At 47.7% G+C, this 14360-nt stretch carries 11 protein-coding genes; 2 read left to right on the forward strand and 9 right to left on the reverse strand.

All coding sequences use genetic code 11. The features are described 5' to 3' along the window. Positions 1–10: 10 nt before the first annotated feature. The 3 genes from AACS90_RS05205 to AACS90_RS05215 form a co-directional block, all read right to left on the reverse strand. The gene (locus tag AACS90_RS05205) at positions 11–409 is read right to left on the reverse strand and encodes a DUF805 domain-containing protein (protein ID WP_099121981.1); all 399 of its coding nucleotides are present in this window, start codon (positions 407–409) and stop codon (positions 11–13) included. Between the two features lie 538 nt (positions 410–947). Next, positions 948–1733 (reverse strand): nuclear transport factor 2 family protein, encoded by a 786-nt coding sequence (locus tag AACS90_RS05210; RefSeq protein ID WP_193757188.1) that lies wholly within the window; start codon positions 1731–1733, stop codon positions 948–950. 16 nt (positions 1734–1749) lie between these two features. Then, positions 1750–3174 (reverse strand): gamma-aminobutyraldehyde dehydrogenase, encoded by a 1425-nt coding sequence (locus AACS90_RS05215; RefSeq protein WP_206601842.1) that lies wholly within the window; start codon positions 3172–3174, stop codon positions 1750–1752. A gap of 770 nt (positions 3175–3944) precedes the next feature. Between AACS90_RS05215 and AACS90_RS05220 the strand changes: the two genes are divergently transcribed. Then, entirely contained in the window at positions 3945–6131 is a 2187-nt protein-coding gene (locus AACS90_RS05220) for a trypsin-like serine protease (protein WP_193757189.1), read from the forward strand. Between the two features lie 25 nt (positions 6132–6156). Beyond that, positions 6157–7944, forward strand: coding sequence for a hypothetical protein (locus AACS90_RS05225; protein WP_099121984.1), 1788 nt, complete (start codon positions 6157–6159; stop codon positions 7942–7944). 118 nt (positions 7945–8062) lie between these two features. On the opposite strand, the gene AACS90_RS05230 is transcribed toward AACS90_RS05225, so the two are convergent. The 6 genes from AACS90_RS05230 to AACS90_RS05255 all read right to left on the reverse strand — a co-directional run bounded on the left by AACS90_RS05230 (position 8063) and on the right by AACS90_RS05255 (position 14236). Beyond that, positions 8063–9028 carry a SphA family protein gene (locus AACS90_RS05230; RefSeq protein WP_241538237.1) on the reverse strand — a complete coding sequence of 322 codons (966 nt, stop codon included), beginning with the start codon at positions 9026–9028 and terminating at the stop codon, positions 8063–8065. A 56-nt stretch (positions 9029–9084) separates the two neighbouring features. Beyond that, positions 9085–10686: a phytoene desaturase family protein gene (locus tag AACS90_RS05235; RefSeq protein WP_099121985.1), complete on the reverse strand. Its 1602-nt coding sequence runs from the start codon at positions 10684–10686 to the stop codon at positions 9085–9087. After that, entirely contained in the window at positions 10683–11483 is an 801-nt protein-coding gene (locus tag AACS90_RS05240) for a cyclase family protein (protein ID WP_099121986.1), read from the reverse strand. Before AACS90_RS05240 ends, AACS90_RS05235 begins: the two co-directional genes overlap by 4 nt. Beyond that, on the reverse strand, positions 11480–12058 hold the full coding sequence (locus AACS90_RS05245; RefSeq protein WP_241538238.1) for a flavin reductase family protein: 579 nt from the start codon (positions 12056–12058) through the stop codon (positions 11480–11482). Before AACS90_RS05245 ends, AACS90_RS05240 begins: the two co-directional genes overlap by 4 nt. A 60-nt stretch (positions 12059–12118) precedes the next feature. Continuing rightward, positions 12119–13369, reverse strand: a complete 1251-nt coding sequence (locus tag AACS90_RS05250; protein ID WP_099121987.1) for a styrene monooxygenase/indole monooxygenase family protein — start codon at positions 13367–13369, stop codon at positions 12119–12121. A gap of 78 nt (positions 13370–13447) precedes the next feature. Then, positions 13448–14236, reverse strand: a complete 789-nt coding sequence (locus AACS90_RS05255; RefSeq protein WP_099121988.1) for an SDR family oxidoreductase — start codon at positions 14234–14236, stop codon at positions 13448–13450. Between the last annotated feature and the right edge of the window lie 124 nt (positions 14237–14360).

Raw genomic sequence — 14360 nt, forward strand, 5'->3', positions numbered from 1 at the left:
TGACCTGAAATCACCCGTTAACCTGATCCGGGGTATTTTCTTGTGAGTGAATCCAGCTCTCTGAGCCGTATTTATTGCTACCCGCCGATCCTTTCAGAGTGGCGAGAATCAATAAAATAACAGTGCCAACAAACGGGATAAGATGTAAAAGTAGCCACCAGGCACTACAGTTGATATCGTGCAATCGACGTGCACCTACTGCCAGCGCTGGTAAAAATGTGAGTAGTAGATAAATGGCGCTGAACCAGCCCATATAGATTTCGGGATTAGCAACAGCAAATAATCTTTCCAGATAAGAAATGATAAGAACTGCCAGAATCTGAAACAAAATGAAATACCAAAAATCCTTACGCTGTGCTCTTCCCCTGAAGCAGGCATAATTCTTTAATACGTTTAAATACCAATGCATTATTCTCCTCTCTTATAAATCTTCTGGTTCCACCTGACCTCCATGTGTGTTTATATTTTTGCGATTTACTATGCTGTTCCCGCGTCGGGCGGATACCTTTATTACGCGAGATTAGATTTCTGCCCGAATGATATTTCAGTATCCATATGTTCTTTATATTCAGTCAGATAATCGGTAATCCGGGTAATCATCTTCTGTGCCAGCCGGTAACAGGTAAGACTCTATCCCTTGTACAACGCGGTCAATATTGTACATCAAATGGCAATAATTTCATTTAAAACAATTTCTTTACGTTACGAAATCACTATTAAAGGCACTCATCTGGCCTGAATTGTGAGTCTCCGCTTGTGTAGCAGAGGTTCGGTTCGGGTAGTCTGCTCAAGCAGGATATATACACTTCGTCTTTCAAGTTGCCTCTTTGTTGTCTGCTCCCGCTCATCCCAGTCACCGTTTTTATAAACATACGGTTTCTATGCTCCTGAGAATTATTGAGAGGCTCCTTCCTCTCAACGTTCAGTAAGCAAGGCTGAGAGTAACGCTAAAAAATGCCGTAACGATGTAATGCTTGCTCATCCTCCGGTACCGGAGTGATAGCATCCCAAAGTTCAGCGACTTTACCATTCTCAACGCGCCACAATTCAAAGTAGCTATGACGTTCTCCGGCGATACTTCCTTCCGAATGAGTCAGAACAAACTGGCCGTCAGCAACGGTGCGGTGGATTTTTGTATAATGCAGCCCTTTTCCTTCATCTTTCAGTTGCTGAAGAAATGCAATAACCGCTGCCGCACCATCAGATATATCCGGGCTATGCTGACGGAACGCCTCACCATTGGTGTAGGTGATAAATTCACCATAGTCTTCTTCGATCAGAGCACGTCTGAAGAAATTCACCACCAGCTTACGATTTTCTTCCCTGTCATGGTTGCTGCCCGCTTCAGTCGGGCCATCTAACTGAGTCCGACCGCTGGCATTAGGTGCGGCCTGTGGCACTAAACCGTCCCAGTGTTCCACGATTAAACCATCAACAACCCGATACAAATCGAAGCCAACCAACGGCTGAGTATCTAATCCCGTAAAACGGCCGTGGATAGCAACCAGATCACCATCCTGTAATACGCGGTAGGCTTCGTGGTGAAGCTCAGGATGTGTCTGAACCAGTTCACGCAGGCCGGCAAGCCCATCTCTGACCAGCGGGGAATGTTCGATGAAATTCGGCGAAAAATAACGTTCAAGGACTCCTACATCACGTTCAGTAAACAGTTCACGGTGAGCACGTGCTACTAAATCCCGTGAAGCTATAACCTGATTGATAGCCTGATTCATTATGGATACTCCCGCATTAGTCGTTAGAACTCATCACGTGTTTGATACGCGTATATTCATCGAAACTATAAGCCGACAGATCTTTACCGTATCCGGAGTGTTTAAAACCGCCGTGTGGGGCTTCTGCCGCAAGAGGAATATGGGCGTTGATCCAGACCGTGCCAAAATCAAGCTCACGGGACAAGCGCAATGTTCGAGCATGGTCACGGGTCCAGACACTGGAGGCTAACCCGTATTTCACGTCGTTGGCTTTCTCAATCGCTTCTTCTTCTGTTTTGAATTTCTGTACCGTGATAACCGGACCAAAAATTTCGGTCTGAATCATTTCATCGTGCTGCTCCAGACCGGTGATTACCGTAGGTTCAAAGTAATACCCCGGACGTTCAGCCTGACGCCCCCCTGTTTCGATACGGGCATAAGCAGGCCGACGCGCAATAAATCCCTTAACCTGTTCCAGCTGGCGAATATTGTTAAGTGGCCCGTATAGCGCGTCTTCATCTTGAGGATCGCCAAATCGCGTTGCTTTAGCTGCCGCGACTAATTTCGTCACGAAGGTATCGTAAACAGATTCATGCACCAGCACACGCGAAGCGGCTGTGCAGTCCTGACCGGCGTTGAAGTACCCCGCAATAGCAATGGTTTCCACCACTTTGTCCATATCCGCATCGGCAAAAACAATTACCGGTGCTTTACCGCCTAATTCCAGATGTGATCTGGTGAGATTGGCTGCTGCCGAAGAAGCGACCTGCAAACCAGCCCGCACAGAGCCAGTGATGGAAACCATAGCCGGGGTTTTGTGTGAAACAACCAGAGCGCCTGCGCTGGCATTACCCAGTACTACGTTGAACGTACCGGCAGGAAAGAACGGGGCAGCCAGTTCAGCCAGCAATAAAGTGCTCTCCGGCGTAGTATCACTCGGCTTAAGTACAATAGTATTGCCAGCGGCCAGAGCAGGTGCAATCTTCCATGCTGCCATCATTAATGGGTAATTCCATGGAGTAACCTGCCCCACTACACCCAGCGGCTCGCGTCGGATACTACTGGTCATACCGGAAAGATATTCCGCTGTTGCCTTACCTTCCAAAAAGCGGGCTGCACCAGCGAAAAAACGGATATGATCAGCCGAAGTTGCCACTTCCTCAGAGGCAATCAAATGTTTGAGCTGCCCGGTATTGCGGCTTTGCACCTCAACCAGACGTTCAGCGTTTTTTTCTACCGAGTCAGCCAGTGCTAACAGTGCTTTCTGGCGCTCAGAAGGGGTACTCCGGCCCCATACTTTAAATGCCGCTTTAGCAGATGCATAAGCATTATTAACATCTTCAGCATTCGCATTAGGAGAACGTGCATAAGATTCACCCGTGACCGGGCTGATCAAATCAAAATATTCAGAGCCTTTAGATTCAATATACTGTCCATTAATAAAATGCCTGAGAGTGGCTATCGACATGCTTATCTCCTGATAGGGTTAATGTATAAAATATAACCTATGAATTAATATATTTAATGGTTATGCCGCAGTCAAATATGTATAAAAAATGTAAAAACATGTGGGCCATTAGATACATACGTGTAACTTTCAGGCATTTCCGGCAGGAAAATTATGCAAATCTGTGAGAAGGATCGAAGATTTTAGGCATGTTGAGGTGGGTGTAGCTGAACCAATAACTGGGTACAGCTTAAAAGTCGTGGTGAGACACTTAAATAACTTTAATTATCGATTGTTTTTTGAGCTACGTTTGTTCGTGGGACTTCTTTATACTAACGGAAATAGGAAAATAGCCTATTTGCTATTATTCATTGTCATTTCAGTTCTCTATTAGTGATGAAGTAATAAGAATTCTTATTTTAAATATTTTCATCAAAAAAGGGGGCGATATGAACGTCTTATTTAATATAAATTTTGATGGACTTATCTTTGATAAGCCAGCTCTGACCAACCTATTTGATCGGAGAACATCAAAATGCACCCTACTTACTATCTGAATGCCCGTGTAAAGGGCAAAATTCACGCTGCAAGACTAATCATGCAGCCTGAACAAACTCGTCAGATGAGTTGCCATGCTGGAACTTATGTTCCTGGTTGTATTTCTAAGGGATACCAGCCGCTCGTCGCAGACAAAACACTCTCTTGCCAGCTCCGAATATTTATTCTTACCTTTTTTATTTCAAGAATACGGGAGGCTTATTATCATGAATAATCATGAGGTTATTATGAGCCACGCTCCTATAAACCCTCAATTATTTCCCTGGATAGTTCGAATAATCGTTACTTATACGCCAATAGGTTCGCCAATCAGGCGTCGTGTAGTAGGAAGCGGTATAGTCGTCAGCCCTCACTGGGTATTAACAGTTGGTCATCTAAATCCACACGACATCGATAATGATGAAGAGCAATTCTTTTACGTATATCAGCTCCGACGTCATGGAAGACCTCTTACAGAGCCAAGCTGGTGGCACCCTGATTACGAACCCGGTTTGTATGTCGATGAAATTAGAAACAGAGGTAGCCTTGGAGACTTCATGGCTCTTCACTTAGAAGATCCCCTTGTATTAAGGTCGTATGCGCCGTTGGGTCTGTTTTATCAGCTACCTATCACCGAGGGAAACCTTGAGCCACAGCAGGTCACGGGATTTGGCTTTGCTGGTCTAAGCAGAGATAACCCTTTGCTTGTACCAGACACCTTTCACTCGTTTCTCGCTACTACGGAAAGAGTCCAGCCTGATGAATATCATGGGGGGCGTGAAGTACTGGCCGCCTTCGAACCCAGATGGGGGTCATCGGCTCAGGGCGACTCTGGCGGGCCTATCATGTTCAATGATCCGCAGCACGGTCTTGTAGTTATTGGACTCATCACTGGAGGAGAACCACTAGGTGTGTCCCCTCCAAGCCATACGACTTTTGTTCCTTTAGAAGATAACCTCTCTTTTATTGAGAGCCTTAGGCTGGAATCAATCTCGTTAGGGCAGCCAATAATAATAAGCAGCTTTTTCCGCTTTACTCTTGGATGGAGCATTGCTCGTTGGCAAGGACCGGGAGGGTCTGGAGGATCTGGCGTAGCCAATAGTGCGATATCAGATGCTGATTTATCTGGTTGGCGTGTTTTTTGGCAGAAGGTAAAGGACGGGGCATCATGGTCGGATGCCAAGCACAAGGACATACTTGATCCTAAGACAAAGAAAATAGAGCTAGAGGTAGAACAGAATGCGTTGTGGCGGGCAACGGTATTGCCGTTGATTGGAGATCCCCCACAATTGGTGGGTAAAGCTCACTTTCCTGAAGCCAATTTACCGAAAAGCCTTGTAGGTTCGACTACAGATAAGTACACAATGCCCACTAACCTGAGAGTGATTGCTGCCAACAACGCAGGAAAAAACTCTGTTCACGCATCCTGGGATGAAGCACTGGCAGCATCAGGCATACCAGCAGCAGGATATCGCGTGTTCTTTCAGGGAAAAACAGCGAGCGGTGCGTGGTCATCGTGGTCACACTTACCGGATACGGACAAACGCGAAGTGGTGTTTCAGGTGACCAGTGCCACGGATATAGGCCCGTGGCGAGTCGTCGTGCTACCACTGTATACATTACCCAACGTCACTGCTGTCGTGGGTGCCGATGAACACGGCAATCCGTTTGCAGCAGACGCAGACACACGCGGTGTGCAGATCAATAAACCGATACTGACATGCCAGTTCCCAGAGCCAGAGGAAACACTCTATATCACCGAAGGGACAATCGGTTCTGGGTCTGTAACAGCTTTGTTCAACTCTGTGGATCCCGATACGAAAGAGGGATCACTACAATGGGAGTGGGCGGATAGCGCGGACGGGAAGTTTATACCCGGTGGCCGGTGGGTAGGAATGTCAGGGCAAAACAGTGTGCAGATGGTGTTCGGAACAAAGGATGATCCAGCAACCGAAAACAACTCAGGATGGTACCGCCTGCGGGCAACCAATAACCTGGGTGAAAGCATAAGTCAGCCAGTACATGTGGTCATCAGCAATCAGGTAATACCATTATTGCTGGATCAGACGCCAGTCTCCTATGGAGAAGCGGTGGGGTATACCAACAGTGCCGGGGATGCGGAAATCGAGGTGTTATTTACCGCTTATCCGGCCCCGACCAATGCACAAGTAATGTGGGAAAAATTAGACCCGGCAACTCAAAAATACACTCCGAACATTAGCGACCGCTTATTCTCATTACCGCTTCAATCATACGGAAAAGAGAAAGAACATAAGTACATTGCCACTCTGGTCTTCGGGCAGGAAAAAACCTATCCGACTGAAGACGATTCAGGCTGGTATATCGCTCATATCAAGACCACATTCGCCGACAAAAGTGAGCACGAAACCTATTCGCTTCCCGTCTTCGTCAGTATCGGCGCATCTGTCAACTGAGCTATGAAAACGAAGGAGTAAAACAATGAATAAAAATCGGACAATAGGAGTAAAAAACTCCGCAATACGAGACAACATGTCGACACTACTGCGAATTCTGGCAGGCGGGTTGATGGCCATAGTTCTGGGCTTCGGGTTGAATGCTGCGCCTGCACATGCAGCCGGAACGTGGACGATGTTTATGACAAACTTTTCCGATAAGACTATTACTCTCCACCCTAGCAATTCCACGTGTATGTATAGTACAGGCGGAGAGCAGACGGTTCTGCCCAACGGGACAAATACCTTCACATTCGAGGACTCGAACGCACTTTTTGGTGGTTGTTGGTTGAGAGAAAAGTATATCGATTGGGAGGTAACGATCGAGGGCTTACCGGCGCCTACCGGATCCGGTCGCTTCAGTCTGCGCTGGGATCATGTATATTACTATTCTGGCGCAGAATGGCGCACAAAGATAACAAGCCCTAATTCATCCTTAGGTATACCGGTAACGGGAGCGAATTGCACCGAAATGGAGGGATTCCCCGAATCTGAGTATAGTTGTTTGAATGTTTGGCAAAAGGCACCGAATAACGATGGAGGTAAAATTTGGCTCTACTTCAACTTCGCACATATCAACCAGCAAGGTGAAAACGCGACTTATATGTATGAAGACGAGGCAAAATTCAGCGGTATTGGCGACATCAGAAATACCATTACTTTACATCAAGGATCTCCTCATGGAAATCCACTCCCCGGCTGCGAGAACATATCCGTCAGTCAAGAGCAGGGGGGATATAATGGTAATTGGTCTTGCACTTCGAGTTCCCTTCCGTACGGCATAACTCAGATTGTTGCCGTTCAGAATGATGGTATCTCTTCGCACTCTTCAACACCATACACTATCCTTGCGGAGCTAAAGGTGCATTCCCCCAGAGATAACGAAATTATCTTCAAAACCCTTGGCCCCTATGAGATTAGAGGCCGGGCGACTCCCGGTGCGAAAATCGAGGTGACACCTCGCGAGGGAGGAACTCCGGCAGGAGCATCCCCCTTTAGCTGCTCGGCAACTGCCGATGAATCGGGCGGTTGGTATTGCAAAAAGCAATTTCCCGCGCTGATTGATGGCACCTATCAGTGGGACGTCACACAAACTTTCAATGGGTATGGCAGTCAAGTCAATACAAATACAGGATATTATCACCTGACTGTCGGAGAGCTTAAGGTTTCGATTGATCCGATTGGGGTGGATGGAGTTGTGCCTGACTGGGGTGAGTTCTTGCAGATCCATGGACTGGGAACACCTCGCGATACTGTACACCTTCTTGTACAGAAGGACGGAGATTCTAAGACGATACTAAAATCTCACAACTGCAGAGAAAACTCAGCTTCCGATCAACCTGATATGCACCCCATTTCTGACACGAGTACCTGGGGATGCAACTATCCCATTCCCGAGGTAGGAACTACCTGGGACGTCACTGCTACACAATATCGCCCCCACGGAGAGGAAGTGCAGGATCCCGCAAAAACATCTTTCAGCGTCAAAACTGCGGCTCCTCTATTAGTGCATAAACAAAAAGACTCAAGCGACCGGAACGATAAGATAACCCTCTCTGGAACAGCAACTCCGGGTGCTACCGTCAAAGTTACCACTAAACAAGGGCCTCGGTGTCTGGTTAAAGTGACCGCAAACTCTTCAGGATTGCACATCCCTACGCCTTGGTCATGCATATTGGACAACGTTAATGCCGGAGGATTAGATTTCACGGCTATCCAGATATACGGTTCTATCATCAGCGCCCCAATTACTGGTTCAACAAATAACCTATAATGTAGCCCCATTTTAGTGAACACAGAGATAGGCATAATTACCGGCTGACTTCATCGTCAGCCGGTAGCTTCCTTTACTGGAGCACGCGATGATAATGATGAAACAGGAAAAATCATTTCTAAAATGGAAGGGCGACTTTTAAAAAGAGTTGCGAGCCTGCCGGGCGATTAGTCACGATCAGGTCTTTTTGCCATTTCAGGGCCACCAGCAAGCCTTTATCATTAGCGTAACGGACGGAAGGACCCAGACCAAATGCGCTCGCTTTACCCTGCGCTGAATTAGGCCCGCTGTCATTTGTGACCTGCTGGAATGCATAACCACCAACCCCAGCGACCAAGCCATTACCGAATCCCCAGCCCAGTGCATAATCTATATGAAAAGCCCGACCAGATGTTGTATTGGTCTTTTTATTTTTCAGATTAAAGTCATACATCACTTTTAAATCGGTATTGTAACCGTAAGCCGGAAAGTAGCTTATCGCCCAGACAGGCTGAAATGCCCAGTGATTTTTCCCCGGACTGGAAGGATCATGGCGATTATAGCTGCCTGTTGGTGCACTGATATCAAGACCGATAACATAACCTAAATCCGGAGCCGGATGATACCCAAGAGCCGGGCCAAAAGTGATATCCCCAATCCCTTTACTGTCGCTGCGTTTCCCCCCTGCTTCTGCTGTTACACTCAGTAAAGGTACAATAGTATGATAAGCCAGTTGTCCCCCCATAATTTGTTGATCTGTGACCAGAACTAACCGGGGAGCAAGAACATTCACATTCACTTTAAAACCGGGAACAGGAAGCCGGGAACCGTTATTTCCCCTGAGTTTGTTATAGTGAATATTGCCACCATAAAGCAGTACATGGACACCCGGTGGAGGCAGAGCACCTGACAGGTAATTATCTAATCCATCCGGATAGATACCAACACCGCCACCTTCTGTTGCCATAACAGAATGGCTTACAACTACAGCACTCATAACGGAAATACTGAGTAGTGATAAAACGGTAAGCTGAGTCGCTCTCCGATACTTTCTTATTCCTGTGTTTATCAGTTTTGCTTTTATTGCCGTGTATATTTTTATCATGACGGATCCTCCGGAGTGGGAAGTGAGCAAATATCGTATATGAGGAATGAATGTGATCAGTGCCGCGCAAGCCTGCGAGCAACCAGATAGCCGGAGGTTCCTGCTAATCCGGGTCCGGGATGTGCTGATGCTCCAATATGAAAGACATTACAAATAAAAGTCTGATGTGCTTTCGTCCTTTTTGAAGACGCAAAGGGACGCAGCCAGAAAAATTGGTCAGGTGTGCAAATCCCTGAATAGGGATCTCCCCCCACTAAATTACAGTTCAGTGTCTGTAAATCTGCCGGAGAATATGCCCTGCGGCCAACAATGGTGGATGAAAACCCCGGAATTACTCTCTCCAGACGAGCCTGTACGCGATCTGCGAACGCTTCACGAACAGCATCATTCCATTTGCCATCTTCGGGAATGGGGATTTCTCCCAGTGCATCCCCTTTCAGATGAGTGGGCAACTCCTGCATCTGGATCCATAAAATCCATCCACCTTCAGGAGCCCGCCCCGGATCAAGCGCAACCGGCTGACCTATAGCTAATGTTGGGTGCTCCGGCAAATAACCATTATTAGCCTGTGTTACCGACAGACAAATTTCTTGCATACTTTCTGCTAAGTGAATAAGCGGTACATGACATAATTTGGGATCGCTCCATGACGGGGGAGAATTCAGGGCAAAGTGAACCTGCATTCCACCACGCCCATAGCGATATCCCTGCGCATATTGTTGAACTGTCTGAGGAACGTTATCCAGTAAGTGGCCATAAAGCTGTTGCGGAGTGACATTGCAGACCACCGCATCGGTAGCGTGATAAACCCTTTCCCCGGCGATGACACCAGAAGCACGGTACTTTCGCCCCCGCTGATGAGTGATAATGTGATCAACATTGGTATGTGTGAGAAGCTGTCCCCCATACTGCTCTATGATCATTTTCAACGCTTCAACAATGCTGATACTTCCCCCTTTAACTACCGGCATTCCTCCCGCTACCACCGCAGCAAAAGTGAGTTTTCCAATCAGGGCAGAACTGGCATCATCCGGCCCCAGACCTGTATGCAAGGCCCATGGCGCAATCAGGGTACGGATGAAATCGGACTGCAATTCACGTTCAGACCAGCGCCGGAACGTTTCCAGTGAATGACCGGCAAATTCCACCAGACCATCAATACCGCGTTTTCGCCATTCATTAAACAGTAACCGGAGTACGCTGAAACCATAAGGGTTTTGCCCCAGTAAACTGAATACCAATTCAGCATCATCATGAAGAATTTGCTGCACCATGTAGCGAAATGCTTCTCCGTCTTTTCCGGCAATTTCATCAAGCTGCAATGCAGCAGGTAAAACGCCCCGCTTTAACGCAATTCCCCGACCATTCGTCTGAACCAGCCCAGTGGAATAATCACTTTGTATGAACTCTACACCCGCTTTTTCTAATTCCGGCTTCAGCACCTGATAAGCCGGGCTACTCAAAAATAGCGGATACCAGCAGGAGAGCACATCATGGATATAACCGGGAAAAAGTTCTTCTGTGCGGATACATCCCCCCAGCACTGCATTCCGTTCCAGTACCAGTACAGATTTTCCCCAGATGGACAGTAGCGCGGCACATACCAGTGAGTTTATTCCACTGCCGATAATAATGACTTGTGGTTTAGAACTGTTCATAGGGTTGTTCCATCAGGCTGTTCAACCAGTGCCAGAACTCGCAGAGGACTTCCCGAACCTCCTTCAATTTTAAGGGGAGCAGCAATAATAACGGTTCCGACTGGTGGTAATAAATCGAGGTTTTTCAGGCATTGCAAACCGTATTTATTTGCTCCGTGCATCAGGGTGTGACAAGGATAAGCCACGGGCCATGAATAAGACTGACCGGCATCAGTATTGATAGTTTCCACCCCAAATCCCCGGATATTACGTTTATGGATAAGCCACTCTACTGTTTCCTGATCAGGCCCCGGTGTATGCGCTCCGTCACCAAGCATATTGAGGAAACGGCTGGGATCGTCCGCCCGTTTTGACCAGTCAGTACGGAACAACAGCCATGCTCCAGCAGGGATTTGCCCGTGTCGATTTTCCCATTCAAGCAGGAAATCAATTGTCAGCAACCAATCCGGATTGTTTGCCACCTGTTGGCTGGCATCCACAACGACTGCGGGTGCCACAAAATTATGTAACGGAATGCTATCAACGGTATTATCTGAATAGTCTTTGCCGCTCACCCAGTGCGCTGGAGCATCAAAGTGTGTGCCTGTATGTTCTCCACAACTGAAATTATTCCAATACCAGCCCGGCCCGTTTTCGTCGTAACAAGAAATACGCTCCATTTTGAATGACCAGACTTGCCCATATTGTTCAGGTAACTGTAAAGCCGGGAAATCAGGCGATAAAGTCTGTGTAAGATCAATCACCTTCACTCCCCCCTGATCCAGCGCTGTAGTGAACATATTTAGCAGGCTTTTCATGCATCCTCTCCCATATTACTTCCCACATCATGCAATTCCGTAAACATACCGCAGTGAAAAACCAACGGCTTACCTTCGAGGCTGGCAATACGTTTCACCTGACCAATCATCAACAAATGATCACCAACATGGGTTTGCTGATGATTCGAGCAAACCAGTGTTGCTATTGCGCCACAAATTGCTGGGATCCCTTCCGGCGTTTCCTGCACAGGAATATCCTGAAACTTGTTTTCAACCCTCGGATTAGCAAAACGCAGGGCCAGTTCCTGATGGTCACAGCTAAGAATGCTGATCGTAAAATATTCACAGTTCTGGAATACAGCCAGACTGGGAGAGTGATTGACCAGACTCCAGAGTATCAGCGGTGGCTCCAGTGAAAGTGATGCAAATGAATTGATGGTCAGGCCCACATTGCGCCCGTCAGCAGTACGTGTCGCCACAATAGCAACACCGGTTGGGTAGCTCCCCAGAATGGTACGCAATGCCCTTGCCTCAAATTCGGTTATTCCCCATTCAGTACCGGGTAACATGGCTTCGCTGTTCTGGATATTCATGGTTATGTTGACTTTTTCCACACTGAAATTCTCCACACTAAGACCCTGCTTTTCAGGTAGCTTGTTCAATCGCTTTCTTAATTAAGAATTAGCCGCCTGTGCATGCTGTGTCTGTGAGTTAATGTAGGCTTCACAGGCATCACTATCCCGCCACCACGGAAACAGTACGGGAGGATGGTTGAAAGCATTGGCAATTGTGCTGGCAAGTGCCGGTAGCTGCTGTGCTGCGCCTAATAGATGCAGGATATGAGGTTTGGGCGGGATGAGCAGACTGTTTGTCCACTCCACTACATACTGGCTGTAATCCCAGAATCGCTCAAAGGTATCGTTCATCCATTCTGCCGTAAAAGGTTTGTCACCACGGGCAAGAATCGATTCGTAATAGACCTGACAGGCTTTGGTCGCATTGTTGGAGCCTTGTCCGGTAAGCGGATCGTTTGCCACTACCGCATCACCCAGTCCAAAGACCTGACGACCAGACGGTAATGTCAGTACCGGTTTGCGCACTACCGGTGCGAAACGTCCCGCCAGAATGCCGTTCGCATCGGTCAGTTCTACTTTTTCACAACGCGCTGCTTCCCACGGCAAAAAGGTTTTAAGGATGTGCCTGCTATAAGCCAGATGCTCCTGCGGTGTTCGGGCTTCCTGCCAGCCATCCATTGCTCCTCCCGGTATCCCTTCAAAGACCATAATGTCACAGGGACCACTCAGAGTCAGACCAGGAAAAACGAAATACTCGCCCACTCCGGGGATCAGGTTGAAAGAAACGCGAGAATATTCAGGCACCGGCAGCATACCATTCACATAAGTCAGTGCCAGTGCACGCTGCGGCTTATCATAGGGGGAACGGGTTGCATCACGCTCGAGCAATCTCACAACTTCCCCTTTCCCGCCCGCCAGAATAACCAGCTCGTGGGTCGATGCCAGTTGTTCCAGTTCATTAACACCTACATCAAGAATCACCAAATTACCGCCACGGGAAGCAAACAACTCCATCCAGAAAGGCATTTTAATACGCTGATCAACCGCCTGTGCGTACTTATCGAGCCGGGCGCTCCAGTCAATTACTTTAGTATTTGGCATTTCCGGATGCGGAACAGCGAAGCCGATACCTTCAACTGGCGGACATAGTGCTTCCCATTTATTCAGCCCCAGCTTCCGCTCAAACTGTAAAGAAGAATCGAACATACACTGACTCGACATCACCCGGCCATTCCGGACATCATCAGGAGTGCGATTGGTAACTACGGTTACCTGATAGCCCTTGTCAAGTAGACCAAGGGCCAGAGGCAGTCCGGCCTGACCACCTCCCACAATAGCGATACGACGCATGGTATTTTTCTCCTACCTTATGTTTCATTTCAACGGTGTTTTGAAACAACCGTGTTTTGTAACAACGACGATTTGCGACTATTCCGCCAGACGGCAAATGGCAGGTTTTGCCTGCTCAGGTCCCATCACTGAATAACCACCATCAACGGAGTAATCGGCCCCGGTCACAAAGCTCGACAAATCAGAAAGAAGAAAGGACACGACCTGAGCAATCTCTTCAGGATCGCCCGCACGGCCAAGTAAGTGATAATCTGCGGCAACTTCATCTGTTTTCCGGCGACTGCCCTGAGTCAGCTCATCCATGACCCGTGACCAGGTCCAACCCGGTGAAACGGAGTTCACACGAATGCGATCAGCGGCATAGTCCATTGCCATACTGCGGGTAGCTTGTAATAAAGCGGCTTTTGAGGCGGGATATAGCCAGCGGCCTGTCTGGGCAACAGAGGATGAAACGCTGGTGAAGTTAACAATTGCTCCACCTCCGGCTGCCATAAAATAAGGATGTGCAAACTGGGCAGCCTTGATGGCGCTGACCACATTAATATTCAGTGCCGTCAGCCACATTTCGCGGCCGGAGTCGGCACCATCATCCAGATAAGTTGCAGCAAGATTAACGAGACAATTAAGGTGACCATAGTAAGCTGCAACCTCGCGTATCCCCTGAGAGAGCTGTTTGTCATCGGTAATATCAACAGGCCAGAAATGAATATCATCAGGTCGGACATCGCAGGCTTTTTTTCCGCCTTCACGATCAATATCAAAAATAGCAACCTTAACACCATATTCACTCAATACTCTGGCAACGGCCGCCCCTATTTTGGTTGCACCACCAGTAACAATAGCGACCTTATTACTTAATCCTTTCATGAGTGATCCCCTTGTACATATATCTGCCGCTATTCAGGGAAAACTATCAGGACAAATTATTCGGTCGGAATTCGGGGGCACTAAGAAAAGACACATTTTTGACTGAATAGCTTTTGTTCGAATA

Source organism: Xenorhabdus sp. KK7.4, from assembly GCF_963876465.1.
GTDB classification, from domain to species: domain Bacteria; phylum Pseudomonadota; class Gammaproteobacteria; order Enterobacterales; family Enterobacteriaceae; genus Xenorhabdus; species Xenorhabdus stockiae.

What these genes read in the sequence shown, in the direction of transcription:
- AACS90_RS05205 (WP_099121981.1), bottom strand. Translation starts at nt 409, where the DNA reads ATGCATTGGTATTTAAACGTATTAAAGAATTATGCCTGCTTCAGGGGA.
- AACS90_RS05210 (WP_193757188.1), bottom strand. Translation starts at nt 1,733, where the DNA reads ATGAATCAGGCTATCAATCAGGTTATAGCTTCACGGGATTTAGTAGCA.
- AACS90_RS05220 (WP_193757189.1), top strand. Translation starts at nt 3,945, where the DNA reads ATGAGCCACGCTCCTATAAACCCTCAATTATTTCCCTGGATAGTTCGA.
- AACS90_RS05225 (WP_099121984.1), top strand. Translation starts at nt 6,157, where the DNA reads ATGAATAAAAATCGGACAATAGGAGTAAAAAACTCCGCAATACGAGAC.
- AACS90_RS05230 (WP_241538237.1), bottom strand. Translation starts at nt 9,028, where the DNA reads ATGATAAAAATATACACGGCAATAAAAGCAAAACTGATAAACACAGGA.
- AACS90_RS05235 (WP_099121985.1), bottom strand. Translation starts at nt 10,686, where the DNA reads ATGAACAGTTCTAAACCACAAGTCATTATTATCGGCAGTGGAATAAAC.
- AACS90_RS05240 (WP_099121986.1), bottom strand. Translation starts at nt 11,483, where the DNA reads ATGAAAAGCCTGCTAAATATGTTCACTACAGCGCTGGATCAGGGGGGA.
- AACS90_RS05250 (WP_099121987.1), bottom strand. Translation starts at nt 13,369, where the DNA reads ATGCGTCGTATCGCTATTGTGGGAGGTGGTCAGGCCGGACTGCCTCTG.
- AACS90_RS05255 (WP_099121988.1), bottom strand. Translation starts at nt 14,236, where the DNA reads ATGAAAGGATTAAGTAATAAGGTCGCTATTGTTACTGGTGGTGCAACC.